The 25,480-nt window shown below is 73.9% G+C and carries 21 protein-coding genes and 1 pseudogene; 13 read left to right on the forward strand and 9 right to left on the reverse strand.

Annotation, left to right across the window (positions count from 1 at the left end; translation table 11 throughout):
- Nucleotides 1-126 precede the first annotated feature (126 nt).
- Complete coding sequence (locus E1212_RS21015; RefSeq protein ID WP_131986104.1) at nucleotides 127-1,929, forward strand: acetyl/propionyl/methylcrotonyl-CoA carboxylase subunit alpha; 1,803 nt, start codon at nucleotides 127-129, stop codon at nucleotides 1,927-1,929.
- Nucleotides 1,930-1,986: 57 nt separating this feature from the next.
- Here the strand turns inward: E1212_RS21015 and E1212_RS21020 are convergent, their stop codons facing one another.
- Nucleotides 1,987-3,120, reverse strand: a complete 1,134-nt coding sequence (locus E1212_RS21020) for a winged helix DNA-binding domain-containing protein (protein WP_162605570.1) — start codon at nucleotides 3,118-3,120, stop codon at nucleotides 1,987-1,989.
- 78 nt (nucleotides 3,121-3,198) lie between these two features.
- On the opposite strand from E1212_RS21020, the gene E1212_RS29595 reads away from it, so the two are divergent.
- On the forward strand, nucleotides 3,199-4,419 hold the full coding sequence (locus E1212_RS29595) for a hypothetical protein (protein ID WP_162605571.1): 1,221 nt from the start codon (nucleotides 3,199-3,201) through the stop codon (nucleotides 4,417-4,419).
- A 10-nt stretch (nucleotides 4,420-4,429) separates the two neighbouring features.
- Complete coding sequence (locus E1212_RS21030) at nucleotides 4,430-4,903, forward strand: NUDIX hydrolase (RefSeq protein WP_131986066.1); 474 nt, start codon at nucleotides 4,430-4,432, stop codon at nucleotides 4,901-4,903.
- An 8-nt stretch (nucleotides 4,904-4,911) separates the two neighbouring features.
- On the opposite strand, the gene E1212_RS21035 is transcribed toward E1212_RS21030, so the two are convergent.
- Nucleotides 4,912-6,327: an HNH endonuclease signature motif containing protein gene (locus tag E1212_RS21035; protein ID WP_131986068.1), complete on the reverse strand. Its 1,416-nt coding sequence runs from the start codon at nucleotides 6,325-6,327 to the stop codon at nucleotides 4,912-4,914.
- Nucleotides 6,328-6,374: 47 nt separating this feature from the next.
- Entirely contained in the window at nucleotides 6,375-7,742 is a 1,368-nt protein-coding gene (locus tag E1212_RS21040) for an NAD(P)H-quinone dehydrogenase (protein WP_131986070.1), read from the reverse strand.
- A gap of 82 nt (nucleotides 7,743-7,824) precedes the next feature.
- Between E1212_RS21040 and lspA the strand changes: the two genes are divergently transcribed.
- The 4 genes from lspA (at nucleotide 7,825) to E1212_RS21060 (ending at nucleotide 11,109) form a co-directional block, all read left to right on the forward strand.
- On the forward strand, nucleotides 7,825-8,376 hold the full coding sequence (gene lspA, locus E1212_RS21045) for a signal peptidase II (RefSeq protein ID WP_131986072.1): 552 nt from the start codon (nucleotides 7,825-7,827) through the stop codon (nucleotides 8,374-8,376).
- A gap of 32 nt (nucleotides 8,377-8,408) precedes the next feature.
- Entirely contained in the window at nucleotides 8,409-9,221 is an 813-nt protein-coding gene (locus E1212_RS21050) for a purine-nucleoside phosphorylase (protein WP_131986074.1), read from the forward strand.
- Between the two features lie 95 nt (nucleotides 9,222-9,316).
- Nucleotides 9,317-10,291, forward strand: a complete 975-nt coding sequence (locus E1212_RS21055; RefSeq protein ID WP_131986076.1) for an ATP-binding cassette domain-containing protein — start codon at nucleotides 9,317-9,319, stop codon at nucleotides 10,289-10,291.
- Nucleotides 10,288-11,109, forward strand: a complete 822-nt coding sequence (locus tag E1212_RS21060) for an ABC transporter permease (protein WP_131986078.1) — start codon at nucleotides 10,288-10,290, stop codon at nucleotides 11,107-11,109. Before E1212_RS21055 ends, E1212_RS21060 begins: the two co-directional genes overlap by 4 nt.
- Before the next feature lie 28 nt (nucleotides 11,110-11,137).
- On the opposite strand, the gene E1212_RS21065 is transcribed toward E1212_RS21060, so the two are convergent.
- Complete coding sequence (locus tag E1212_RS21065; protein WP_131986080.1) at nucleotides 11,138-14,344, reverse strand: AfsR/SARP family transcriptional regulator; 3,207 nt, start codon at nucleotides 14,342-14,344, stop codon at nucleotides 11,138-11,140.
- 64 nt (nucleotides 14,345-14,408) lie between these two features.
- On the opposite strand from E1212_RS21065, the gene E1212_RS21070 reads away from it, so the two are divergent.
- Together E1212_RS21070 and E1212_RS21075 are read left to right on the forward strand one after the other, a co-directional pair.
- Nucleotides 14,409-16,100 carry a phospho-sugar mutase gene (locus E1212_RS21070; protein ID WP_131986082.1) on the forward strand — a complete coding sequence of 564 codons (1,692 nt, stop codon included), beginning with the start codon at nucleotides 14,409-14,411 and terminating at the stop codon, nucleotides 16,098-16,100.
- Complete coding sequence (locus tag E1212_RS21075; protein WP_131986084.1) at nucleotides 16,097-16,690, forward strand: DUF1707 SHOCT-like domain-containing protein; 594 nt, start codon at nucleotides 16,097-16,099, stop codon at nucleotides 16,688-16,690. The genes E1212_RS21070 and E1212_RS21075 overlap by 4 nt, the downstream gene beginning before the upstream one ends.
- Here E1212_RS21075 and E1212_RS21080 read toward each other — a convergent pair.
- From E1212_RS21080 to hisD, 3 genes are all read right to left on the reverse strand, one after another.
- On the reverse strand, nucleotides 16,687-17,640 hold the full coding sequence (locus E1212_RS21080) for a fibronectin type III domain-containing protein (protein ID WP_131986086.1): 954 nt from the start codon (nucleotides 17,638-17,640) through the stop codon (nucleotides 16,687-16,689). The genes E1212_RS21075 and E1212_RS21080 overlap by 4 nt on opposite strands.
- Before the next feature lie 68 nt (nucleotides 17,641-17,708).
- Nucleotides 17,709-18,716, reverse strand: coding sequence for a LacI family DNA-binding transcriptional regulator (locus tag E1212_RS21085; protein WP_131986088.1), 1,008 nt, complete (start codon nucleotides 18,714-18,716; stop codon nucleotides 17,709-17,711).
- A gap of 5 nt (nucleotides 18,717-18,721) precedes the next feature.
- Nucleotides 18,722-20,041, reverse strand: a complete 1,320-nt coding sequence (hisD, locus tag E1212_RS21090) for a histidinol dehydrogenase (protein ID WP_131986090.1) — start codon at nucleotides 20,039-20,041, stop codon at nucleotides 18,722-18,724.
- A 122-nt stretch (nucleotides 20,042-20,163) separates the two neighbouring features.
- Between hisD and deoC the strand changes: the two genes are divergently transcribed.
- From deoC to E1212_RS21105, 3 genes are read left to right on the forward strand one after another with little or no spacing between them, the layout of a single operon-like run.
- Nucleotides 20,164-21,156: a deoxyribose-phosphate aldolase gene (gene deoC, locus E1212_RS21095; protein ID WP_131986092.1), complete on the forward strand. Its 993-nt coding sequence runs from the start codon at nucleotides 20,164-20,166 to the stop codon at nucleotides 21,154-21,156.
- A 12-nt stretch (nucleotides 21,157-21,168) separates the two neighbouring features.
- Complete coding sequence (locus E1212_RS21100; protein ID WP_131986094.1) at nucleotides 21,169-22,611, forward strand: aldehyde dehydrogenase family protein; 1,443 nt, start codon at nucleotides 21,169-21,171, stop codon at nucleotides 22,609-22,611.
- A gap of 1 nt (nucleotide 22,612) precedes the next feature.
- Nucleotides 22,613-23,485 carry an aldehyde dehydrogenase family protein gene (locus E1212_RS21105; protein WP_131986096.1) on the forward strand — a complete coding sequence of 291 codons (873 nt, stop codon included), beginning with the start codon at nucleotides 22,613-22,615 and terminating at the stop codon, nucleotides 23,483-23,485.
- Nucleotides 23,486-23,489: 4 nt separating this feature from the next.
- Here E1212_RS21105 and E1212_RS21110 read toward each other — a convergent pair whose 3' ends face one another.
- Together E1212_RS21110 and E1212_RS21115 are read right to left on the reverse strand one after the other, a co-directional pair.
- Complete coding sequence (locus tag E1212_RS21110; RefSeq protein WP_131986098.1) at nucleotides 23,490-24,680, reverse strand: HAAS signaling domain-containing protein; 1,191 nt, start codon at nucleotides 24,678-24,680, stop codon at nucleotides 23,490-23,492.
- The gene (locus E1212_RS21115; RefSeq protein WP_131986100.1) at nucleotides 24,677-25,012 is read right to left on the reverse strand and encodes a PadR family transcriptional regulator; all 336 of its coding nucleotides are present in this window, start codon (nucleotides 25,010-25,012) and stop codon (nucleotides 24,677-24,679) included. Before E1212_RS21115 ends, E1212_RS21110 begins: the two co-directional genes overlap by 4 nt.
- A 271-nt stretch (nucleotides 25,013-25,283) precedes the next feature.
- Here E1212_RS21115 and E1212_RS21120 point away from each other — a divergent pair.
- A pseudogene (locus tag E1212_RS21120) lies at nucleotides 25,284-25,480 on the forward strand (hypothetical protein); the annotation flags it as partial.

Below are 25,480 nucleotides of genomic sequence, written 5' to 3' on the forward strand. Positions count from 1 at the left end.
GTCGCTGCTGAACACGCGCGAACGGCCTGCGGGGTTGCCTTGCGTCCATGTGTCAGACGGAGTTCAGCTGCCGGTCCCCTAGACTCGCCTGCAGTTCTGGGAGGAGTGAGCGTGGAGTACCGCCGGATCAGCAAGGTTCTCGTGGCCAACCGCGGCGAGATCGCGGTGCGGGTGATTCGGGCCTGCCGCGACGCGGGCCTGGGCAGTGTCGCCGTCTACGCCGACGGCGACCGCGACGCACCGCACGCCAGGCTCGCCGACGAGGCCTACGCGCTGGGCGGCGAGACCGCCGCCGAGACGTACCTGGTCATCGCGAAGCTGCTCGACGTCGCCGAGCGCTCCGGCGCCGACGCCGTCCACCCCGGGTACGGGTTCCTGGCCGAGAACGCCGAGTTCGCGCAGGCCGTCCTCGACGCCGGGCTGGTCTGGATCGGACCGCCGCCGGCCGCCATCACCGCACTCGGCGACAAGGTCAGCGCCCGGCACATCGCCGCGAGCGCCGGCGCCCCGCTGGTCGCGGGCACCCCCGACCCCGTCACCAGCGCCGACGAGGTCGTCGACTTCGCCAAGGAGCACGGCCTTCCGGTCGCCATCAAGGCCGCCTACGGCGGCGGCGGGCGCGGCCTCAAGGTGGCCCGCACGCTCGAGGAGATCCCGGAGCTCTACGAGTCCGCGGTGCGCGAGGCGGTCGCGGCGTTCGGCCGCGGCGAGTGCTTCGTCGAGCGCTACCTCGACCGGCCGCGCCACGTCGAGACGCAGTGCCTCGCCGACCGGCACGGCAACGTCGTCGTCGTGTCGACGCGCGACTGCTCGCTGCAGCGGCGGCACCAGAAGCTGGTCGAGGAGGCCCCGGCCCCGTTCCTCTCCGATGAGCAGAACGCCGAGCTGTACCGCGCGTCCAAGGCGATCCTGCGCGAGGCCGGCTACGTCGGCGCCGGCACCTGCGAGTTCCTGGTCGGCACCGACGGCACGATCTCGTTCCTCGAGGTCAACACCCGGCTTCAGGTCGAGCACCCGGTCAGCGAGGAGGTCACCGGCCTCGACCTTGTCCGCGAGATGTTCCGGGTCGCCGAGGGCGAGGAGCTGGGCTTCGACGACCCCGTCGTCCGCGGCCACTCCATCGAGTTCCGCATCAACGGCGAGGACCCCGGCCGCAACTTCCTGCCCACGCCCGGCACGGTCGCCACGTTCCGGCCGCCGTCCGGCCCCGGCGTTCGCGTCGACGCCGGCGTCGAGCCGGGCAGCGTCGTCGGGCAGAACTTCGACTCGCTGCTGGCCAAGCTGGTCGTCACCGGCGCCACACGCCGTCAGGCCGTCGAGCGGGCGCGGCGGGCGCTGGCCGAGTTCGAGGTCGACGGGCTGGCCACCGTCATCCCGTTCCACCGCGCCGTGCTCGACGACCCCGCGTTCGTTCCCGCGGCCGACGGTGAGCCGTTCGCCGTCCACACGCGCTGGATCGAGACCGAGTGGGACAACCCGGTCGCCCCGTTCGCGGGCACGGGCACTGGCACGGGCACTGGGGCCGACGGCGATGGCGGCGGCGGTCGCGAGCGGGTCACCGTCGAGGTCGGCGGCAAGCGGCTCGAGGTCGTGCTGCCGGCCGGGCTGGGCGCGGCCGTCGGCGCTGCGGGCGGTGCCGGCGCAACCGGTGCCGGTGCGGCGCGGCGGCCCGTGCGGCGCAGCGCCGGGCGGTCCGGGGCGGCCGCCGTCAGCGGCGACGCGCTCACCTCGCCCATGCAGGGCACGATCATCAAGGTCGTGGCCGAGGACGGCCAGACCGTCGCCGAGGGCGACGTCGTCGTCGTCATGGAGGCGATGAAGATGGAGCAGCCCATCACCGCGCACAAGGCCGGCACCGTCACGGGGCTGACCGCCGCGGTCGGCGCGACCATCGGCAACGGCGCGGTCATCTGCACCATCGAGGGCTGACGCCGGCTCGGGAAGCACGGCGGGTGCGTCCGGGTGCGCGAGGAGGCCGCCTGCACCTCACTCCCAGCTGAGCCGGACGTCGTCGGCCCCGAGGAGCTCGCCGTAGCGGGCCGCGGCGACGGCAGCGGCCTTCTTCGTGGCGGCCCTGACCGTGGCGAACGGCTCGACGGAGACGGCGAGGGTGCCGTTCTTCGCCTCGTGACTCCACACGCCACGCACGACGCCGTCGACCACCAGGACCGGTGAGATCCAGCCGGCCGCGCGTGACACGCGATCGACGAAGCCGTCGGGGATGGTTCGGGTCCGATGCCCGATGGGCGCGATGACGTACGGGTCGAATCCCGGGAGCAGGTGCACGCCGGCGGCGGCGCCGTCGTCCACCGTCAGAGTGGCCTCGAGGGTGCCCGGCGTGCTCCAGCGGGTGACGCCGTCGAGCTCGACCTCGACCATGACCTCGGTGTGCTCCTTGAACAGCCGGCGGGCCTTGGCGGCGTCGACGCCCCACCAGCGGCTGAAGTCTTCGTGCGTGGCCGGGCCGTAGACGTCGAGGAAGCGCTCGATGACGGTGTCCAGCGCGGTGTGCTGGTCAGGGGCGTCGTCCCAGGGCGCGTCGGGGACCCAGGTGCGCGGGCTGGTGAAGGTGACCTTGCGGTCGCGCTCCGGCCCCGAGCAGAGCAGGCCGCCCGCCGCGGCCGGCTTGAACATCTGCCCCCAGCCCGACCGCACCGCCTCGGCGAGTCCCGGCGCCTTCACGACGGCGGCGATCTCGGTCAGCAGCTCCTCGCGGGTGAGCACCTTGCCGGGCAGGACCTCGCCGATGACCTCGGTGATCTGCTGCAGCGCCGCGAGGTTGATGCCGTGGTAGCGCTCCCACGCGGCGTTGACCTGAGGCCACTGCCGATGCCCCCACGCCGACACCAGCAGCGGCAGCTCGGCAGCCGGGAACAGGTGCAGCGTGCCGCGCATGCCCCACGTCTTCACCAGCGTGCGGTCGGTCCACAGCGCCGTCGCCGCGTCGCCCAGCTGGTACGACGGGGTACGGACGCCCGCGATGAGCTCGCCCGACGACGCCACCTGCGCATGCACGCCGATGAGCCGCCCGGCGGTCTCGATCAGGCCGGGAGACGGGTCGGTGACGTGCAGGCGCTGCAGCCGCCGGCCGAGCACCTGGCCCCAGGTGAGCTTCTCCACGGGACCCATCGAACCATCCGCCCCAGACAACGTCGCCCTGCTCGTGGCACGAACCGCCGGACCGTGGATGATGGAGATATGTCGAGCAGCTTGGACGACGTCGCCGCCGCCCTCCGTGAAAACCCGCTCTACGTCGACCAGATCGCCGTAGAGGAACTCCGCGACCTCGGTGTGACGTTCGACGACGCCGGGCAGTCCTCGGTGCGCGATGCGCTCGATGGCACGGATACGCCCTTCTATGTCGCCGTGCTGCCCGCGGCCGCCGACGACGACGCAGCGGCACAGACGCTGGCACGCGACCTCGGCACCGGAACCTATCTGGTGATCTTCGGCAATCGCGGCCTCAGCGCCGGCTCGACGGAGATCGACAACAACGTCAGGCAGGCGGCCAGTTCGGCGCTCAGCAACGCCGACGGCGACCTCGGCACCGGCATCACGAACTTCGTCCAGTCGGCCGAGCAGGTGATCGCCGACGGCGGCTCGGGCGCGGGTGGCGGCCCTGCGAGCTCCAGTGACGGCGGAGGTGGCCTGCTTCCCCTGGCGATCCTCGCGGCTGCCGGCGGTGGCGGCTTCCTCCTCTACCGTCGCAACAAACGCAACAAGGAGCGCGTGCAGCTCGAGCAGGTCCGTGGCGCTCTCGACGAGGACATCACCAAGTACGGCGAGCGGCTGTCCGAGCTCGACCTCGACCTCGGCACAAATTCCAGGGTCCCGATCGAGGCCCGCCACGAGTACGGCCGCGCCCTCGACCTCTACGAGAACGCCAAGACCTTCGCCGACCGCGCCGAGAAGCCCACCGACCTCAAGCCCGTCACCACCGCCCTCGAAGAGGGCCGCTGGCTGCTGGCCTGCGTCGACGCCCGGACCAAGGGTGAGCCGCTGCCCGAGCGGCGGCTGCCCTGCTTCTTCGACCCGGGCCATGGTCCGTCGGTCGAGGACATCGAGTGGGCACCTCGGGGCGGTGCACCGCGCACCGTCCCCGCGTGTGCCGCGGACGCGTTCCGGGTCAGGAACGGAGACGACCCGGAAACCCGCATGGTCCCGGTCGGCGACGGCGAGCGACGTCCGTACTACGACGCCGGCCCCGCGTACGGCGGCTGGGCGGGCGGCTACTTCGGCGGTCTGCTGCCCGGCATGCTCATCGGCACCATGCTCGGCTCAGCCATGTCCAGTCCCGTCTCCATCGAGGGCGGCGGCGATGGCGGCGGCGACTGGGGTGGCGGCGACTTCGGTGGCGGCGGCGATTGGGGCGGTGGCGACTTCGGTGGCGGCGGCGACTTCGGCGGCGGCGACTTCTGACCGCCGAACCGTGCCGACTCCTGAGTTCATCCTCGCCCTACGTGAGCGGGTGGGCCATGACCTGCTGTGGCTCACCGGCGTCACCGCGGTCATCGTCGACGAGAAGGGGCGGGTGCTGCTGCACCAGCGCTCCGACACAGGCCGGTGGGCGCTGATCTCCGGCATCCTCGAGCCCGGCGAGCAGCCCGCCGTGGCCGTCGTGCGCGAGGCCTGGGAGGAGACCGGCGTGCACGTCGAGGTCGACCGGATCAGCAGCGTCGTCACCGGCCCGCCGGGCACCTACCCGAACGGGGACCGCGTCCAGTTCGTCGACATCGCGTTCCGGTGCCGGCCGGTGGGCGGCGAGGCACGAGTCAACGACGACGAGTCGCTGGCGGTCGGCTGGTTCGCGCCGGACGAGCTGCCGCCCCTCGACGACGATCACCTGGACCGGCTGATGCAGGCACTGAAGGACGAGCCGGGCGCCTACTTCGTCCGGCCCTAGCTGTACACCTAGCCGGCCCGCTCGGGCGGTCTCAGGAAGCGGTGACCGGTGGGTCCGGTCCAGACGCTGCTGCCGTTGGGCAGGGTGGTGACCTGCCAGTCACCATGGTGTTTGAGCAGGTGGTGGGTCCGGCACAAGGCGTGACAGTTCTCGGCCGAGGTCGCGCCGCCCGCCTCGAACGGGACGCGGTGGTCGAGGTCGCAGCTCGCGGCGAGGCGATGGCAGCCCGGCATCCGGCAGGTCCGGTCGCGGGCGACGATGAAGTCGGCCAGCGCCTTGGGCGGCCGGTACGTGCTGCGGCCGTAGTCGAGGAGCTGCCCGGTCGCGGGGTCGGTGCGCAGCCAGCGCCACACGCCGTGCGCGGCGAGCTCGCGCGCCACGTCGGCGGGAACGGCCCCGTACCCCTCGAGCTCGCCGGCGTCGTCGGACAACCCGGCCAGCGTGGTGAACGGGACCGTGACGTACACGCACACGGCGACGCCCGACCCGGTGCCGCCCTCGCCGCCGCCATCACGTCCGTGCGGACGTCCGCCGAGGGCGGCCAGAGCGTCGGCGCGGCGTTGGTCGTGGGTGCGCTCGGGAGCGCCGGCAGCGGCGTCGGCCCGCTTCGCGGCACTCGCCGCGGCATTGAGGGTCGCGTTCAGGGCGACGGCGTCCTCGGCGGGGAGCCGCGCCTCGAGATGCGCCATCCCATCGCTCGCGGGGGTTACCGCCACGTACCGGGAGTCGCGGGCGATCGCGTGCCGTTCCGCCGCCTCGACCGGGGCCAGCTCGTGCAACAACCGTTTGATCAGCTTGCGCAGCGCGACCGAGTCCAGCAACGCCGCCCGCGGGAGCACCGCCGCCTCCACCCGCCGTCGCACCGCCGGGTCCTGGCCGCCCAGCTCGTCGGTGATCACCCGCGCCCGCCGCAGATCGATCAACCCCGCCAGCAGCGCCGCCCAGGTGTCGGGGAAGTCCTCCACCAACTGCACCGACCGACCGACCAGACCCTCGGCCTGCTTCGCCGTCAGCTGACATCGTCCGGCCACCACCACCGCGGAGTTGGTGATGGGGTTGACCGAGCGGTACCCGGTCTCGGCCGGGCGCACCTCGGCCCGCGACGCCAGCTCGGCCAGCGCCTTCGCCCGGCCGGCGGCCACCCACGCGGCCAGCCGCTCCCAGGCGGCCACCGCCTCGACCACGTCGTACCCGTCCACCGGCTGCGAGACGTCGTGCCGGGCGAGCAACCCCGCCAGCTCCGGCCCCGGCGGCAGTTCCTCCACCGCGAACGGCAGCGCCCCGGCTGCCGACGCAGCCGCATAGGAGGCGGCCAGCCCGTCCAGCAGAGCGCGCGTATCGGCGTCGACCGGCTCGGCCCAGCACGCATCCTCCGCCGGACCGAAGTCCGGTGGAGCGCCAGGCGGAGCCGCGATCTCGAACATGGAAGTGATCTTAGCGGCACCCACCGACAAGGTCGGCGCGAGAGGATTCAGCCGCGGCGGTGCAGCTGCCGCGCCGCCTCGGCCACCGAGCCGGACAGCGACGGGTAGACGGTGAAGGCGCGGGCCATCCGGTCGACGGTGAGGGACGCCTCGACGGCCAGCGAGATGGGGTGGATCAGCTCGCTGGCGCGCGGCGCCACCACGACGCCGCCGACGATGATCCCCGTCCCGGGTCGGCAGAACAGCTTCACGAACCCGTCGCGGATACCCAGCATCTTCGCCCGCGCGTTGGTGGCCAGCGGCAGCTTGACGGCGACGGCGTCGATGTCGCCGGAGTCGACGGCGGCCTGGCTCCAGCCAACGGTGGCGATCTCGGGGTCGGTGAAGACGTTGGCGGCCACCGTCTTGAGGTCCAGCGGCGACACCGCGTCGCCGAGGGCGTGCCACATCGCCGTCCGGCCCTGCATGGCCGCCACCGACGCCAGCATGTTGACGCCGGTGACGTCGCCGGCCGCGTAGACGCCGCGGGCCGACGTGCGCGACACGCGGTCGACCTTGATGAAGCCGTGGTCGTCGAGGACCACGCCGCAGTCGGACAGCCCGAGCCCCTCGGTGTTCGGGACCGACCCGACCGCCATGAGGCAGTGCGAGCCGCGCACCGTCCGTCCGTCGGTCAGCTCGACCACCACGCCGTCGCCGTCGCGCCGCACCGAGGCCGCCCGAGACCGCGACAGCACGTTCAGCCCGCGCCGCGCGAACACCTCTTCCAGCACGTACGCGGCGTCGGCGTCCTCGCCGGGCAGGACGCGGTCGCGCGACGACACCAGCGTGACGTCGGCGCCGAGGGCGTTGTAGGCGCTGGCGAACTCCGCACCCGTGACGCCGGACCCCACCACGACCAGGTGCGACGGCAGCTCCTCGAGGTCGTAGACCTGCTCCCAGGTCAGGATGCGCTCGCCGTCAGGCTCGGCCTCGGGCAGGATGCGCGGCCGCGCGCCCGTGGCCAGCAGCGCGACGTCGGCGACGAACTCGTGCGCGCCGTCGTCGACCACCACGCGGTCGCCCGGGGCCAGCCGGCCCGTGCCGCGCAGGATCTGCACGCCGGCCTTCTCGACCGCGGCCGTGGTGTCGGCCGACTGCGCCTTGGCCAGCGCGAGCAGCCGCTGGTTCACCCGGCGCAGGTCGACGCCGACGGTATCGTGGCCCAGCTCGACGCCCAGCTCCGCCGACTCCGCCGCGTCGGTGACCACCTCGGCGGTGGCGATGAGGGTCTTGCTGGGGACGCAGTCGGTGAGGACGGCCGAGCCGCCCACGCCGTCGCGGTCGACCAGCGTGACCTCCGCCCCGAGCTGCGCCGCGACCAGCGCCGCCTCGTAGCCGCCGGGTCCGCCGCCGAGAATCGCCACACGTGTCACGCGGCCATTGTCCCGCACGACGGCGCCGCCTGTGGCACGCCCGGTGGTCAGGTGGGCGAACCCGGCATGGCACCCTTGCTCCGTGCCGACCACTCCCGACTCCGCGGCCGGCGACGACCCCGCGCCCGACGCGCCGCCCGCGCCGACCAACTGGCGGCTGATCTCGCGGCTCGCCGTCATCGCCGCCCTGGTGACGGCGGTCGACCAGCTGACGAAGTGGTGGGCCGAGAACGAGCTGTCCGGCCGCGAGCCGATCGAGCTGGTCGGCGACCTGCTGCAGCTGCGGCTGCTCTACAACTCCGGCGCCGCGTTCTCGATCGCGACCGGGATGACGTGGGTGCTCACCGTCATCGTCATCGTGGTGATCGCGGTGGTGATCCGGGCGTCGGCGAAGCTGGGCTCCCGGGGCTGGGCGGTCGCGTTCGGGCTGCTGCTCGGCGGCGCGTTCGGCAACCTCATCGACCGGCTCTTCCGCGACCCCGGCTTCCTCGAGGGCCACGTGGTCGACTTCATCGACTACGGCGGGCTGTTCGTCGGCAACGTCGCCGACATCGCCATCACCGTCGCCGCCGTGCTCATCGCCGTCCTCACCTGGCGCGGCGTCACCGTCGACGGGACACGCCACCAGCGCTGACCGGCCCGGCGGCGGAAGGATATGGTCGGCCGGTGACCGAGCTGCTGGACGACCCGCGGGCCGCCGCCCAGGCCGCGGCCGAGTACATCGCGACCGCCACCGGGGTGGAGCGGCACGACATCGCGCTCGTGCTGGGCTCCGGGTGGGGCGGCGCGGCCGGCCTCATCGGCGAGACCGTCGCCGAGCTGCCGAGCAGCGACGTCCCCGGGTTCGCGAAGCCGGCCGTCGCCGGGCACGTGGGCACCCTCCGCTCCATCAAGGTCGAGAAGACGGGCAAGCACGCCCTCGTCCTCGGCGCCCGCACGCATCTCTACGAGGGCCGCGGTGTGCGCGCCGTCGTGCACGGGGTGCGGACGGCGGCAGCGGCCGGCGCGTCGACGCTCGTGCTGACCAACGGCTGCGGCGGCCTGCGCGAGGAGTGGCCGGCCGGCACGCCGGTGCTGATCAGCGACCACATCAACCTCACGGCCACGTCGCCCATCGAGGGCGCGAACTTCGTCGATCTCACCGACCTCTACTCGCCCCGGCTCCGAGCGCTCGCCCGCGAGATCGACCCGAGCCTGCCCGACGGCGTCTACGTGCAGTTCCGGGGCCCTCACTACGAGACCCCGGCCGAGGTCCGGATGGCGCAGCGCATCGGCGGCGACCTCGTCGGCATGTCGACGGCGCTCGAGGCGATCGCGGCGCGCGAGGCCGGCCTCGAGGTGCTCGGCGTCTCGCTGGTCACCAATCCCGCCGCCGGCATCAGCGCCACCCCGCTGAGCCACGCTGAGGTCATCGAGGCAGGTCAGGCTGCCGGTCCGCGCATCAGCGCCCTCCTCGCGGCGGTCGTCGCCACGCTCTGACGCCAACGGCGCCGACGCTGTCAGCGGACTGTCAGCGGCTGGTCAGCCGCGCCCCGGAGGCTGACTCCTGAGCACATCGACCTCAGGAGGAACGCATGCCCACACTGGCCATCGAGGCGAACGGGCTGGTCAAGTCGTTCGGCGAGAACCGCGCCGTCGACGGCGTCGACCTCGCCGTGCGGGCCGGGACCGTCTACGGGGTCCTCGGGCCGAACGGCGCCGGCAAGACCACGACCGTTCGCATGCTCACCACCCTGCTGCGGCCCGACGGCGGCAGCGCCCGGGTGCTCGGCCGCGACGTCGTCGACGACGCCGACGAGGTGCGCAGGTTCATCGGGCTGACCGGGCAGTACGCCTCGGTCGACGAGGACTTGACCGGCACCGAGAACCTGGTCCTGCAGTCGAGGCTGGTCGGCCTCAGCCGAACTCGGTCGAAGCAGCGCGCGGCCGAGCTGCTCGAGAGCTTCGACCTCACCGAGGCGGCGAACCGGCCCGTCAAGCACTTCTCCGGCGGCATGCGCCGGCGCATCGACCTGGCGGCGAGCATCGTCGTCACGCCGGACGTGCTGTTCCTCGACGAGCCGACGACCGGCCTCGACCCGCGCAGCCGCGGGCAGGTCTGGGACATCGTCCGCGACCTCGTCGCCGGCGGCACCACCGTCCTGCTCACCACCCAGTACCTCGACGAGGCCGACCAGTTGGCCGACCGGATCGCCGTGATCGATCGCGGCACCGTCATCGCCGAGGGCACCAGCGCCGACCTCAAGGCGTCGGTGGGCCGCAACTCCCTGCACCTGCGGCTGGCCGACGACACCCAGCGCGACCTCGCCGAGCGGCTGGTCGCACAGATGCTGGACACCACTCCGCACCGCACCACGGAGGCCGCCGTCATCACCGCGCCGGTCGCCGACCCGGACGCCGTTGCCGACCTCATGATCCGGCTGCGCGCCGAGGGCGTCGGCATCGACGAGATCGGGGTCCAGCGGCCCAGCCTCGACGAGGTCTTCCTCACCCTGACCGGCCACGCGGCCGATGACACCCCCCACGACACCGAAAGGAGCGCCGCATGAGCACCACGACCCTCGAACGGCCGGTCCGCACCGTCGCCACTCGCGTCGAACGGCCCGAGCCGCCGAGCGCGCTGTCGGCCAGCCTGACGTTGGGCTGGCGCAGCGTGCTGAAGATCCGGCGCATCCCGGAGCAGCTGTTCGACGTGACGTTCCAGCCGGTGATCTTCATCCTGATGTTCGTCTACCTGTTCGGCGGCGCCATCTCCGGCGACACGACGCAGTACCTGCAGTTCGTGCTGCCGGGCATCCTGGTGCAGACCGTGGTCATGGCGTCGCTGTACACCGGCATCTCGCTGAACACCGACATCGGCAAGGGCATCTTCGACCGGTTCCGCTCGCTGCCGATCTGGCGGCCCGCGGCCCTGGTCGGCGCACTGCTGGCCGACAGCATCCGCTACGTCGTGGCGGCCGTCGTGTGCCTCGCGGTCGGCATGGCCATGGGCTTCCGGCCCGACGGCGGTGTGCTCGACGTGGTCGCGGCCTGCCTGCTCGTGCTGGTGTTCGCGTTCTCGCTGAGCTGGGTGTTCGCGTTCCTCGGGCTGACCATGCGCTCGGCCGGAGCGGTCCAGGGCGTCAGCATGCTGGCGATGTTCCCGCTGACGTTCGCCAGCAACGTGTTCGTCGACCCGTCGACGATGCCGGGCTGGCTGCGCGCCTGGGTCGACGTCAACCCGGTCTCGCACCTGGTCACGGCGGTCCGCGGGCTCATGAGCGGAAGCCCGCAGGCCGGCGACATCGGCTGGGCGCTGATCGGCTGCGCCGTCCTGGTCGCCGTGTTCGCGCCGCTCACCGTCCGCGCCTACCGCCGCAAGTCCTGACGGCGACGGCGGCAGCCGCGGCCGCGGGTCAGGGACGGACCAGGGCGGAGATCTCGGCGATGACGGCGGGAGTGGCGAGGTCGGCGGCACGGTCGCGTTCCGGCGCGAGCAGCTCATCGGGCGGGTCGGCGAGGTCGGCGAAGGCCGGATGCTCGACGTCGCCGAGCAGCTCGATGGCGCCGAGCCGGCGGCCCAGCGCGATCAGCCGGGCCGCCCGTGCCGCGTCGCCCCGGACCTGCGCGAGCCGGCCGAAGGCGGCGGCGACCGCCCCGATGACCGGGCGGTCGCCGTCGCCGACGGCGAGTTCGTACGCCCTGGCGAGCAGCCCCTCGACGCCCTCGTCGCCGGTGCGCAGCCGGGCCAGCGCGGCGCCGGTCAGCGCCATGATCCGCAGCTGCGGCGTTCCCTGCGGCGGCTCGGTGTGGGCGGCCGCGACGGCGGTGGAATAGTGCGCGAGCATGCCCGCGACGTCGCCGTGCCGGGCCGCCGCCTCGCCCAGGCCGCTCTCGGCCAGCATGATCACCTCGGGGTCGGCCGGGAACCGGTCGCGCAGCTCGGTCAGCTCCGCGACACCCTGGTCGACGTGGCCGGCGCGGATCCGGATGATCGCGCGGAGCAGCTGCACCTGCCGGCCGTCGTCGCCCGCGCCGAGCGCGTCGAAGCTGCGCACCGCCTCGTCGAGCAGCTCGACGGCGACGACGGCGTCACCCCCGGCGGCCTCGTTCATACCGAGCGTCATCGAGATCATCCCGAGGCCCCACCGGTCGCCGAGTGTGGCGAACTCGTCGTACGCCTCGCGCGCCAGCCGGCGGGACCGCTCGCGGTCGCCGTCGTTCTCGGCCAGGAAGCCCGAGAACATCGTCTCGGTGGCCCGCAGCCACCGGTCGCCGGATGCCTGCACGATGTCGTGTGCCCGCTCCAGCCGGTCCGGGCGCCCGCTGACCGCGGCGAGCACCAGCTCACCGATGGCCCGGCCGAACAGGTCGATCCCCGGCGCCGCGGCGATCAGCCGGCGCAGCCGCCACATGGCCCGTCCCGCCGGCCGCCGCGGCCCGTTGACCAGCGAGTTCGGGACCACGACGGCCCAGAGCAGGGCCTCGGAGTGCGGGTCGGCCGGGCCGGTCATCTCGAGCAGCTGCTCGCCCCAGCCGGCGACTTCGAAGTGCAGGCCCACGGCCGCCCAGTACCAGCACAGGGTGGCGGCAACGGCGTACGCGCTGCGGGTGTCGGCGGTGTCGATCGCGGCGCGCAGGCCGGCGACGAGGTTGTCGTGCTCGCGGGCCAGCGTCGCGAACCACGCGACCTGCGCCTGCCCGCGCAGCTCCGGCCCGGCCCGCAGAGCGAGCGCGGTGGCCCAAGCGACCAGCCCGGCGGTCGCCTCGGCGCGCTCCTGGGCGGCGTCGAGCTCGGCGTCGGCGAACTCGCGGACCGTCTCGAGCAGCCGGAACCGCACCGTGCCGCCGTTCTCGTCGACCACCAGCAGCGACTGGTCGACCAGCCCGGCCAGCGCGGCGTCGACGCCCGCGCCGTCGACCCGCCCGAACGCGCACACGCCGGCCGCGGTGGCGGCGTCGGCCCCGCCGGGCAGCACGGCCAGCCGGCGCAGCACTGCCCGCTCGGTGTCACCGAGCAGCTCCCAGCTCCATCGCACGACGGCGAGCAGGGTGCGGTGCCGCTCGGGCGCGGTCCGGGGTCCGTCGACCAGCAGGCCGAACCGGTCGTCGAGCCGGGCCGCGATCTGCTCGACCGACATCGACCGGACCTTCGCCGCCGCGAGCTCGATGGCCAGCGGCAGCCCGTCGAGGTGCCGGCAGATGTCCGCGACGACCGCTGGGTCGAGCCGCACCGCCGGCCGGGCCGCCCGGGCGCGGTCGTGGAACAGCCGCACGGCCGGGTAGTGCAGAGCACCGCCGTCGCCGTCGCCGTCGCCGCCGTCGCCGTCGCCGGGCGGCAGGGCCAGCGCGGGCAGCGGGTGCACGACCTCGCCGTCGACGGCGAGCGGGGTGCGGCTGGTCGCCAGCACGCGGACCGCGGCTGACGCCGTCACCATCTCGTGCACCACCGCGGCGACGGCGTCGACCAGGTGCTCACAGTTGTCGACGATGATCAGCGCGTCGCCGTCCGCGAGCGCGTCGCGCAGCCGCTCGACCGGGGCCCGGGCGACGGGGTGAGGGCCGCGGTCGGTGACGCTCAGCTCGCGGACGCCGAGCGCGGCCAGCACCGCGGGCAGCACGTCGTCGCCGTCGCGCAGGCCGGCCAGCTCGACCAGGTGCACCGGGCGGCCGGTGCGGTCGAGCCGGCGCAACCCGATCTCGGTGGCGAACCGGGTCTTGCCGACGCCACCGGGCCCGAGCAACGTGACCAGCCGGGCCTCGTGGAGCAGCGCCTCGACGACGGCCAGCTCGCCGTCGCGGCCGAGGAGCGGCGTCAGCGAGCGGCGCAGCCGCGTGGCCCGGCCGCCGCCGGCCGGCGCCGTCGCCGCTGTCGCCGTCGTTCCCAGCCGCAGCGCCGGCCGGTCGTGGTTCAGCACCGCCAGGTGGACGGCGCGCAGCTGCGGCCCGGGGTCGGCGCCGAGCGCGTCGGCCAGCCGCTCGCGACCGGCCTCGTACGCCGCCAGCGCCTCGGCCGGGCGCCCGGTGGCCACCAGTGCCCGCATCAACTGCGCCAGCAGCGCCTCGTCGAGCGGGTGGTCGCCGGCCAGCGCGGCCAGCTCCGAGGGGAGGTCGGCGTGGGCGCCGCGGCGCAGGTCGGCCTCGGCCCGGGTGCGGCGCAGGTCGAGTCGCAGGGTCGCGAGCCGGGCCGCCTCGGGCGCGGCGAACGGGGCGTCGCCGACGTCGGCCAGCGGCTCGCCCTGCCACAGCTCCAGCGCCCGGCCCGCTTCGGCCGCGGCGAACGCGACGTCGCCGGCCCGCAGCGCCGCCGTCGCCGAGGCGAGCAGCGCCTCGGCCACCGCGGCGTCGACGTCGTCGCGCCCGATGGCGAGCCGGTAGCCGCCGGCGAGCGCCTCGACCGCCACGGGATGGCCGTTCAGCGCCTTGCGCAGCCGCGACGCCGCCGCCTGCACCGCGTTGGCGGCGTTGGCCGGGCGGTCGCCCCACAGGTCGTCGACGATGGTCTCGACCCCGACCACGCGCCCGGGCGCCAGCGCCAGCCGGGCGAGCAGCGCGCGCACGCCCGCGCCCGGAACGGCGCCGGCGGGGCCGACGCGCACCGGTCCGAGGATGGACACCTGCATGCTCCTAGGATCTCCTGTACGCGACGCGGCGCCCGGCCCGCCCCGCGAGAAGGGATGGCTCGCGATGACCGACGTGCTCGACCAGGCCCGCGCCTGGCTGGCCGACGACCCCGATCCGGCCACGCGCGACGAGCTCCAGGCGGTGCTCGACGACGCCGCCGGCGGTGACGACGCCGCGCTCGCCGACCTCGCCGACCGGTTCGCCGGCATCCTGCAGTTCGGCACCGCCGGGCTGCGCGGCGCGATCGGCGCGGGCCCGAACCGGATGAACCGCGCCGTGGTCATCCGCGCCGCAGCCGGCCTGGCCGCGTACCTGCGAGACACCCGTCCTCCGGCGAACGGATCGCGCCATCGCGTGGTCGTCGGGTTCGACGCACGCCACCGGTCCTACGACTTCGCCATCGACACCGCCGCCGTCATGACCGCCGCCGGCTTCGAGGCGCTGGTCATGCCGCGCACGCTGCCGACACCCGTGCTGGCGTTCTCGGTGCGGCACCTGGCCGCCGACGCCGGCGTCATGGTCACGGCCAGCCACAACCCGCCGCAGGACAACGGCTACAAGGTCTACCTCGGCGGTCACGACGGCGGCTCGCAGCTCGTCGACCCCGCCGACGCCGAGATCGCCGCGCGCATCGACGCCGTCGAGTCCGTCGCCTCGGTCACGCGTGCCGAGGACGGCTGGACCGAGATCGACGAGGAGGTCGTGACGGCGTACCTGACGGCGGCCGCGGCGGTCGCGGCGCAGGGCGGCCCGCGCGACCTGCGCATCGTGCACACGTCGCTGCACGGCGTCGGCGGCGTCACCGTCGGCGAGGCGCTCATCCGGGCCCGGTTCTTCGACGTCCACACCGTCGCCGAGCAGGCCGAGCCCGACCCCGACTTCCCCACCGTCGCCTTCCCCAACCCCGAGGAGGCCGGCGCCATCGACCTCGCACTGGCGCTGGCGCGGCGGGTCGGCGCGGACATCGTCATCGCCAACGACCCCGACGCCGACCGGTGCGCGGTGGCGCTTCCGGTGCGGCCCGCCGACGGGTCCGGCTGGCGGATGCTGCACGGCGACCAGGTCGGGGCGCTGCTGGGCTCGCACCTCGCGCAGCGCGGCGCCAGCGGCGTGCTGGCCAACTCGATCGTGTCGTCGCGGCTGCTCGGGCGCATCGCCGCGGCGCACGGCCTGGCGCACGAGGAGACGCTGACCGGGTTCAAGTGGATCTCGCGCGTCCCGGGCCTGGCGTACGGCTACGAGGAGGCGCTCGGCTACTGCGTCGACCCCGAGTCGGTGCGCGACAAGGACGGCATCTCCGCCGCCGTGCTGGTGGCCGAGCTGGCGGCGCTCACGAAGGCGGCCGGGCGGACGCTGTGGGACGTGCTCGACGACCTCGCCGTCGCACATGGGCTGCACGCCACGGACCAGCTGTCGGTGCGGGTCGACGACCTCTCGCTGATCGGCACGGCCATGGCGCGGTTGCGGTCGGCGCCGCCGTCGTCGCTGGGCGGGTCCGTGGTCGAGGTCGCCGACGACCTGCTGGCCGGCGACGGCGGCCTGCCGCCCACCGACGGCCTGCGCTACCTGACCGCCGACGCCACCCGGGTCGTCGTCCGGCCCAGCGGCACCGAGCCGAAGCTCAAGTGCTACCTCGAGGTCGTGGTCCCGGTCGACGGCGCCGACGTGGCCGCCGCCCGGGTGCTCGCGACGCAGCGGCTGGCCGCCGTCCGCGCCGACGTCGCCGCCGCGCTGGGTCTGCAGGCCGCGTCGTGAGCGCGCAGGAGCCGGGCGACGCGAGCCTCATGCGGGTCTCGCACGCCGACCGCGACCGGATGGTCGAGATCCTGCGCGACGCGGCGGCGGACGGCCGGCTCGACACCGAGGAGCTGGAGGAGCGCGTCGAGCGGGCACTCACCGCCCGCACCTTCGCCGACCTGGAGCCGCTGACGGAGGGCCTGCCGGTCGCGGCGCCTGCTCCGCCGGTCCCGGCGCCGGTCGCGGGGCCGCCCGCCGCCGGCGACGTGGTGCGCTGGCAGGTGGCCGGCCAGCGGCTGCGCCGCGAGGGCGCCTGGGCGGTGCCGCCCGTCGTCGAGCTCGGCATGATGGGCGGCTCGGCGCGGCTGGACTACACGGTGGCGCGACTGCCGGCCGGCGGACGGAGCATCCTGCGCATCTCGACGTCGGGCGGCCGGTTGCGGCTGATCGTGCCGCCGGCCGTCGCGGTCGACCTGAGCGGGGTCGCGGCGACCGGCGGGCGGATCCGTGACCACGCCTCCCGCAACGCGGTGCCGGGCACGGTGACCCACGTGGTCACCGTGACCGGCACGATGTTCGGCGGCAGCCTCCGCGTCGAGAGTGCTTAGGGCTCGCAGGCCGGGTCCACCGTCAGCGTGATCGCGTTGCTGAAGGCCGAGGCGTTGCCCGAGCTGTCGACCGCCCGCACCGTGATCGTGTTGGCGCCGAGGTCGGGCAGCCAGACCGTGGCCGAACCGGTGCCGCGCACCGCGCTGATGAGGCGGCCGTTGCCGAACACCTCGTAGTCGAGGCCCGCCGCGGCGTCCACGGCGTCGGTCGACGGCGTCCAGGCCAACGCCGCGTTGTCGCAGGTGTAGTGGACGATCCGCCCGGTCAGCCCGGCCGGGGCGGTCGGCGGCGCCGCGTCGGTGGTCGTCGGCGTCGTCACGGCCAACGCGTTCGAGGGCGCCGACAGGCCGCTGCTCCGGAGGGCACGGACGGTGTACGTGTGCGCGCTGCCCGGGGCCAGCCGCCGGATCGTCACCGTCGCCGTCGGCTGTGCGAACGGCGCGGCCGCCGTCCCGACGAGCGCCGTCCCGTCGAACACCTGGTACGCCCAGACGTCGAACTCGTCGCCCGGGCGGTCGAACTCCAGCGCCACCCGCGCCGGCGCGACCTCGGTCGCGCGCAGGCCGGACGGCGCGCCGGGCTGGACGCCGGGGCCGCGGGTGGTGACGGTGATGGTCCGGGTCGGCGCGGCGACGTCGCCGGACCCGTCCACCGCGACGATCCGGTAGGAGTAGGTCTGGCCCGGCACCAGGTGACGGGCCACGTAGGCGCTGCCGAGACTCGTGGTGACCAGCACGTCGTTCTGGTAGACCCGCCACCGGGTCGGCTCCGTGAGGTGGCCCGGCGACCACTGCATCGAGACCTGCGTGGCGGTCACGTTGTTGACGTAGAAGTTGAACGGGGTCGGCGGCGCGGACCCCGCCGTCGCCGTCGCGGGCCCCGTCAGGGCCAGGGACACGGCGGCCGCCAGCCCGGCGGCCAGTGCGATGAGACGCCTGCGGACATGCATGTCGAACCTCCTCGGTCGAGCTGCGTCGCCTGGAATACGCAGGAATCGGCCGCGGGGATTGACCCGGACTAGGCCCGAGCAGGCCCCGTCGTCGACCGGACGACCAGCGCCGCCGGCAGCACCTCGTGACGTGGAGGCAGGGCGGGGTCGGCGATCCGCTCGTTGAGCAGCTCGACCGAGCGCGCCGCCATGCCCGCGAGCGGCTGGCGCACCGTCGTCAGGCCCAGGATCGGCCACGACGCCTGCCGCACGTCGTCGAACCCGACGACGGACAGCCGTTCCGGGACCGGCACCTCCAGCGCGGCGGCCGCGTTGAGGGCGGCGAACGCCAGCAGGTCGTTGTGCCCGACGATCGCCGTGGGCGGCTCCGGGCCGGTGAGCAGCGCGGTCGCCGCGCGGACGCCGTCGTCGTAGTGGAAGTCGGCCGGCACGACTCGCGCCGGCGGCAGCCCCAGCGCCGCAAGCCGGCGGCGGAGCCCGGCGAGCCGCTGCGCCGACGTGCTCGCGCCCGGCGTTCCCGCCAGCACCGCGATGCGACGGTGCCCGAGGCCGGCGAGATGGTCGACGACGGCGGCGGCCCCGGCCGCGTTGTCGCCCTCGACGGTGTCGCAGCCGGTGTCGGTGACCCGATTGGCCAGCACCACCGGGAACCGTCGCGCCACCAGGTCCGCGACGGCGCCGGAGCCCTCGACCGCGGCGGTGAAGACGATGCCGTCGACCCGCTGTTGCAGCAGCAGGTCGACGGCGTCGGCCTCGTCGCCGCCGGCAGCGTTCTGCAGCAGCATGTGCTGCCGGCGGGCGCCCAGGCAGGCGGCGATCTCTTCCAGGAACTCCGGGTAGAACGGGTTGGTGATGTCCGAGACCACCACGCCGACCAGGCCGGTGCGGCTGGTCACCATGGCGCGCGCCGTCGCGTTCGGGGTGTAGCCGAGCTCGCGGCTGACGGCCAGGATCCGCTCCCGCGTCGCTGCCGCGACCCGGCCGCCGTTGAGCGCCCGCGACACCGTCGCCTGCGACGTGCCCGCCGCCCGGGCGATGTCGACGCTGGTGGGCGGTCGCCCGAGCGCCTTCGCCATGCCGGTCAGTCTCGCACGGGGCCGAACGCGTGATCGGTCCACTCCGGGGAGACGCCGGTGTGCGCGGCGGCGCGGATGTCGCCGGAGCGGGCGTGCCCCTCGAACAGCTCGACCCGCGACGCCCGGCCGCAGACCTCGCCGAGCAGCGCGCTGGACGCGGCGTCGGTGATCTCCTGGTAGGTCACGGTCTTGAGGTACTTCCCGACCCAGAGTCCGCCGGTGTAGCGGGCCGCGCCGCGCGTCGGCAGCACGTGGTTGGTGCCGATGACCTTGTCGCCGAAGGACACCGTCGTCCGCTCGCCGAGGAAGAGGCTGCCGTAGTTGCGCAGCCGGTCCAGCGCGGCCCGCGGGTCCGCCGTCAGCACCTCGACGTGCTCGAACGCTCGCTCGTCGGTCTGCGCGTAGGCGTCCTCGATGGTGTCGACGACGTGCACCTCGCCGTAGTCGCGCCACGCGGGCTCGGCCATGTCCTTGGTCGGCATGCCGGGGAGGATCTGCTCGACGTGCGCGATGGCCTCGCGGGCCAGGTCCTCGCTGGTGGTGATGAGGACGGCGGGCGAGTCCGGCCCGTGCTCGGCCTGCGACAGCAGGTCGACGGCGACGGTGAACGGGTCGGCCGTCTCGTCGGCGAGCACCAGGATCTCCGTCGGGCCGGCGAACAGGTCGAGCCCGACGCGGCCGTAGAGCTGCTTCTTCGCCTCGGCGACGTAGGCGTTGCCCGGGCCCGCGACGAGGTCGGCCCGCGGGACCGTCTCGGTGCCCAGCGCCAGCATGCCGACGGCCTGGACGCCGCCGAGCAGGTAGATCTCGTCGGCGCCGGCCAGCGACATGGCCGCGATGGTGGCGGCCGGGATCTCGCCGCGGATCGGCGGCGTGCACGCGGCGACCCGCGCCACGCCGGCGACCTTCGCCGTCACGATCGTCATGTGCGCCGACGCGGTCAGCGGGTAGCGCCCGCCCGGGATGTACGCACCGACACTCGCGACCGGGATGTGCTTCTGCCCCAGGTGGACGCCGGGCATGGTCTCGACCTCGAACTCGTGCATCGATTCGAGCTGCTTCTCGGCGAAGTGGCGGACCTGGGCCTGCGCGAACCGGATGTCCTCGATCGCTTGCGCCGGCACCGTCGCGACGATCCGCTCGATCTCCTCGTCGCTCAGCCGGAACGACGGCGGCGACCACGAGTCCAGCTCCTCGGAGTACTTGCGCACGGCGCCGTCGCCGCCGGCCTCGATGTCGGCCAGGATCCGCGCGACGGTGGCCGTGACGGCGGCGGCCTCGGCGGTGCGGTCCACGGCGGCGGAGCGGTCCTTGAGCGTCCTCATCGCGAGCCCTTCCCGGTGCTGGAGACGTGTGTATACGTATGCACCGTGCCGCGCGGAGCGTTCCATGTCCAGAGCCGTCGCGATGGTGCAGGCCTCGGCCGCGCACCCGGCGCATGTCTCGAATGCCGGACCAGCGCCTTAGACTCGGGTGTGTGACCACGCTCGACGACGCGCGCAGCTCGCTCCCCGACATCACCTCGTCCGAGGCGTCGCTGCGGCGCTTCCTGCACGGGCTGCCCGGGGTCGACCAGGCCGGCGCCGAGGCGCGGGCGGCGGGCCTCGCCACGCGGTCCATCAAGACCACGGCGAAGCAGTACGCCATCGACCTCGCCATCTCGATGATCGACCTCACCACGCTCGAGGGGCAGGACACCCCGGGCAAGGTCCGGGCACTGTGCGCGAAGGCGCTGCGCCCCGATCCCTCCGACCGCGCGGTACCGCAGGTCGCGGCCGTCTGCGTCTATCCCGACCTGGTGGCGACGGCGGTCGAGGCGCTCGGCGGGGCGCACCGGAGCGTCAAGGTCGCCAGCGTCGCCACCGGCTTCCCGTCCGGCCGCACCAGCCTGGCGGTGAAAGAGGCCGACACCCGCGACGCGGTGGCGGCCGGCGCCGACGAGGTCGACATGGTCATCGACCGCGGCGCATTCCTGGCCGGGCGCTACGGCGCGGTGTTCGACGAGATCGTGGCCGTGAAAAACGCAGCAGGCGACGCCCACCTGAAGGTCATCCTCGAGACCGGCGAGCTCGCCACCTACGACAACGTACGGCGGGCGTCCTGGCTGGCCATGCTGGCCGGCGGCGACTTCATCAAGACCAGCACCGGCAAGGTCGCGCCGGCCGCCACGCTCCCCGTCACGCTGGTCATGCTCGAGGCGGTCCGCGACTTCCGCGAGGCCACCGGCCGCCAGGTCGGCGTCAAGCCCGCCGGCGGCATCCGGACCAGCAAGGACGCCATCAGGTACCTGGTCCTGGTCAACGAGACCGCGGGCGACGACTGGCTCGACCCCGACTGGTTCCGGCTCGGCGCGTCCAGCCTCCTGAACGACCTGCTCATGCAGCGGCAGAAGATCGCCACCGGCCGCTACGCGGGCCCCGACTACTTCACGCTCGACTGAGGCGGCGCCACCATGACGAAGTTCGAGTACGCCCCCGCGCCCGAGTCGCGGGCCATCGTCGACATCAAGAGCTCCTACGGCCTGTTCGTGAACGGCGAGTTCGTCGACCCGGTCGACGGGTCCATGTTCAAGTCGGTCAACCCGGCCACCGAGGAGGTGCTGGCCGAGATCTCCTCCGCCGGCGCCGACGACGTCGACAAGGCCGTCCAGGCGGCCCGCCGCGCCTACGAGCGCACGTGGTCGAAGCTGTCCGGGCGCGACCGCGGCAAGTACCTGTTCCGCATCGCCCGGATCATCCAGGAGCGCGCCCGCGAGCTCGCGGTGCTCGAGTCCATCGACAACGGCAAGCCGATCCGCGAGTCGCGCGACGTCGACATCCCGCTGGTCGCGGCGCACTTCTTCTACTACGCCGGCTGGGCCGACAAGCTGGCGTGGGCCGGCGCCGGTCCCGACCCGCGGCCCCACGGGGTCGCCGCGCAGGTCATCCCGTGGAACTTCCCGCTGCTCATGCTGTCGTGGAAGATCGCCCCGGCGCTGGCCGCGGGCAACACCGTCGTTCTCAAGCCGGCCGAGACCACGCCGCTGACGGCGCTGCTGTTCGCCGAGATCTGCCAGCAGGCCGACCTCCCGCCGGGTGTGGTCAACATCGTCACCGGTGCCGGCGACACCGGCCGGGCGCTGGTCGAGCACCCGGGTGTGGACAAGGTCGCGTTCACCGGGTCCACCGAGGTCGGCAAGCAGATCGCCCGCAGCGTCGCCGGCACTGCCAAGAAGGCGACGCTCGAGCTGGGCGGCAAGGCCGCGAACATCGTGTTCGACGACGCCCCCATCGACCAGGCCGTCGAGGGCGTCGTCAACGGCATCTTCTTCAACCAGGGGCACGTGTGCTGCGCGGGCTCGCGGCTGCTGGTGCAGGAGTCGGTGTACGACGACGTCCTGGCCCGGCTGAAGCGGCGGCTCGGCACGCTGCGCGTCGGCGACCCGCTCGACAAGAACACCGACATCGGCGCCATCAACTCCGCGGAGCAGCTGACCCGCATCCGCGAGCTGTCCGAGGTCGGCGAGGCCGAGGGCGCCGAGCGCTGGTCGCCCGAGTGCGAGCTGCCCGAGCGCGGCTTCTGGTTCCCCCCGACGGTGTTCACGGGCGTCAGCCAGGCGCACCGCATCGCGCGTGAGGAGATTTTCGGCCCGGTGCTGTCGGTGCTGACGTTCCGCACCCCCGCCGAGGCGGTCGAGAAGGCCAACAACACGCCGTTCGGCCTGTCCGCCGGCGTCTGGACCGACAAGGGCTCGCGCATCCTGTGGATGGCGCAGCAGCTGCGCGCCGGCGTCGTCTGGGCCAACACGTTCAATCGGTTCGACCCGACGTCGCCGTTCGGCGGCTACAAGGAGTCGGGCTACGGCCGCGAGGGCGGCCGGCACGGTCTGCTGGCCTACCTGAAGTCGGAGGGATGACGTGGCCGAGCGTCTCGCGGTGAAGAAGACCTACAAGCTGTACGTCGGCGGCAGGTTCCCCCGCTCCGAGTCCGGCCGGTCCTACGAGGTCACCGACGCCAAGGGCAGGTTCCTCGCCAACGCGGCCCGGGCCTCGCGCAAGGACGCCCGCGACGCCGTGGTCGCCGCCCGCAAGGCGGTGCCCGGCTGGTCCGGGGCGACGGCGTACAACCGCGGCCAGGTGCTCTACCGCGTCGCCGAGGTCATGGAGGGCCGGCACTCGCAGTTCGCCGACGAGGTCGCGGCCGGCGAGGGATTGTCACGTTCGAAGGCGACGGCGATCGTCGACGAGGCGATCGACCGCTGGGTCTGGTACGCGGGCTGGGCCGACAAGATCGCCCAGGTGGTCGGGTCGAGCAACCCGGTCGCCGGGCCGTACTTCGACTTCTCCGTGCCCGAGCCCACCGGAGTCGTCGCCGTGCTGGCGCCGCAGCAGTCGTCGCTGCTCGGCCTGGTGTCGGTGCTGGCGCCGGTCGTCGTGGGCGGCAACGTCGCGGTGGTGCTGGCGTCGGCGGAGCGGCCGCTGCCGGCCATCACGCTCTCCGAGGTGCTGGCGACGTCCGACGTGCCGGGTGGCGTGGTGAACATCCTCACCGGCCGGCTCGCCGACACCGCACCCACCCTGGCCGCCCACATGGACGTCAACGCCATCGACCTCGCGGGCGCGGCCGGCGACGCCGAGCACGCCCGCGAGTTGGAACTGGCGGCCGCCGACAACCTCAAGCGAGTGGTGCGCGCCCCCGTGGCCGAGCCCGACTGGACCGCCGAGCCCGGCCTCGACCGCATCGCCGCCTACCTCGAGACCAAGACCGTCTGGCACCCGGTCGGCATCTGACCCGTCACTTCAGCGGGCCGGCCGGCGGCGTCCCTGCCGGTTCCGCTCTCGGCAGCCGGTCGCCGAACGGCGGCTCGAGGGCGGGGTCGGAGCACGATCCCGTCATGTCGTCGGCGGTGACGGTGAGCCGCGGGAAGACGTGGTCGCCCCACGGGTTGGGCTCGGTGAACGACGTGCCCATGAAGGCGCCGTCCGCGCACCGCTCGGTCCAGCCGAGGTCGACGGGGTTGCCGTTCTGGTCGTAGAGCCGGACGTTCTCGAGCAGCGTGCCGTCGGAGCCGTACGGGAAGATGTTCGTGACCTGCACGCCGTTCACGTCGTGGAAGCCCGGGCCCGGGTCGTCGTAGCTGTAGCCGCCGTCGACGTACTGCACCCGGTCGCCGGCCACGAACCCGGCCGCGGTCGTCGCGACCACCAGGCCGGCGATGGCCAGCGCGGCGTTGCCGACCTGGACGGCGAGCAGCCGCGTTCCTCGGATCTCGCCCGCCGCCGTCCGCCGGCCCAGCCAGACCGAGGCGACCACCGCCGCCAGGAACACGGCGACCCCGAGTGGCGCGCTGCCCAGCACGAGCGTCGTCACGAGCCCGAACGCCGCCGCCCGCGCGATCCACCAGGCCGGTCGGAGCGACGTGACCACCTCGATGGCCGGCCGGCCCCAAGGCATGCTGCGCACCCACTCCTCGACCTGGGCCAGGATCGGCGCGGTCGGGATCTGCCGCAACTCGGCGACGGGGTTCTCGCGCCCGGTCACCAGCAGCAGCGCGGCTGTCACGGCGACGACGGCGGCGACCAGCGCCGGCGCCGCGAACACCTCCGGCGAGCCGCTCAGCCCGAACAGCGTGTCGACGAAGGCGAGCGCGCCGAGACCGACGGCGCCCCAGCCGAACGCCGCGACCAGGAACCGCACGAGCCGGCGCACGAAGCCGGTGCGCACCGGCTCCGGCGCGGGCGTCGGCTTGGGCAGTCCGGCAGCGGCCCGCAGCTCCGCCGCGTACGCCGCCGGCGCGCCCAGCCGGTCGATCAGCACGCCGACGGTGACGTCGTCGCCGTACTCGGCGGCCACGTGCTCGAGATGGTCGCGGACGTCCTCGGCGATCTCGGCGAGCTCGTCCGGCGGCAGGTCGCCGAGCTCGTCGCGGACCGCGGCGACGTACGTCGCGACGGCCGGGTGGGCGGTGCGACGCGTGGTGCTCACGCTGCCTCCTTCGTGGCGGTGTCGACCAGGTCCGTCAGCACCCCGGCGAACTCGCGCCAGGTCTTGGCCGACCGCCGCAGCAGGTCGCGGCCGGTGCCGTTGAGGCTGTAGTACTTGCGATGCGGGCCCTCCTCCGACGGCACGACGTACGTGGTCAGCGCGCCGGCGTGATACAACCGGCGCAGCGTCCCGTAGACCGATGCGTCGCCGACCTCGGTCAGCCCGGCGTTGCGCAGCCGCCGCACGACGTCGTAGCCGTAGCCGTCCTCCTCGCGCAGCACGGCGAGCACGGCGAGGTCGAGCACACCCTTGAGGAGCTGACTGGTGTCCATGGTCTTCCTCTCTCCTGTGCGCGCCACACTACTGCGCGATGCGCACTACCGCGGATGCGACACGCGTGTGCTCCACCGTCGGGTGCCTGCTGGCGGGTCGTCTTCACCGGCGAAAGTCGTCTTCACGAGCGCGAACCGTCTTCTGAGTCGTGGGCGGGGTCGCCGAGGACGGCCGGCGACAGTGAAGACGGTCGGCGTGAGTGAAGTCGCGGCGCCGGGAGAACTCTCCTCGCCTCTGATCTCGGCTGACCTGCGCTCGTAGGCTCGGGACATGCGCGGACGCGGGGTTCTGCTCACGGCCGGGGTCGCGGCCGCGGCGGTCGTGCTCGCGGGCTGTGCGGGCGACGACGGCGTCAGCGTTCCGTCCGCACCACCCACCTCACCGGCGACGGCGACGACCGGCACGCCGGCGCCGTCACCCACCCCCACGCCCCCGCCGGAGCCGCCGCCGTCGCCGGTGAGGTGGGT

It is taken from the genome of Jiangella ureilytica (assembly GCF_004348545.1).
Taxonomy (GTDB): domain Bacteria; phylum Actinomycetota; class Actinomycetes; order Jiangellales; family Jiangellaceae; genus Jiangella; species Jiangella ureilytica.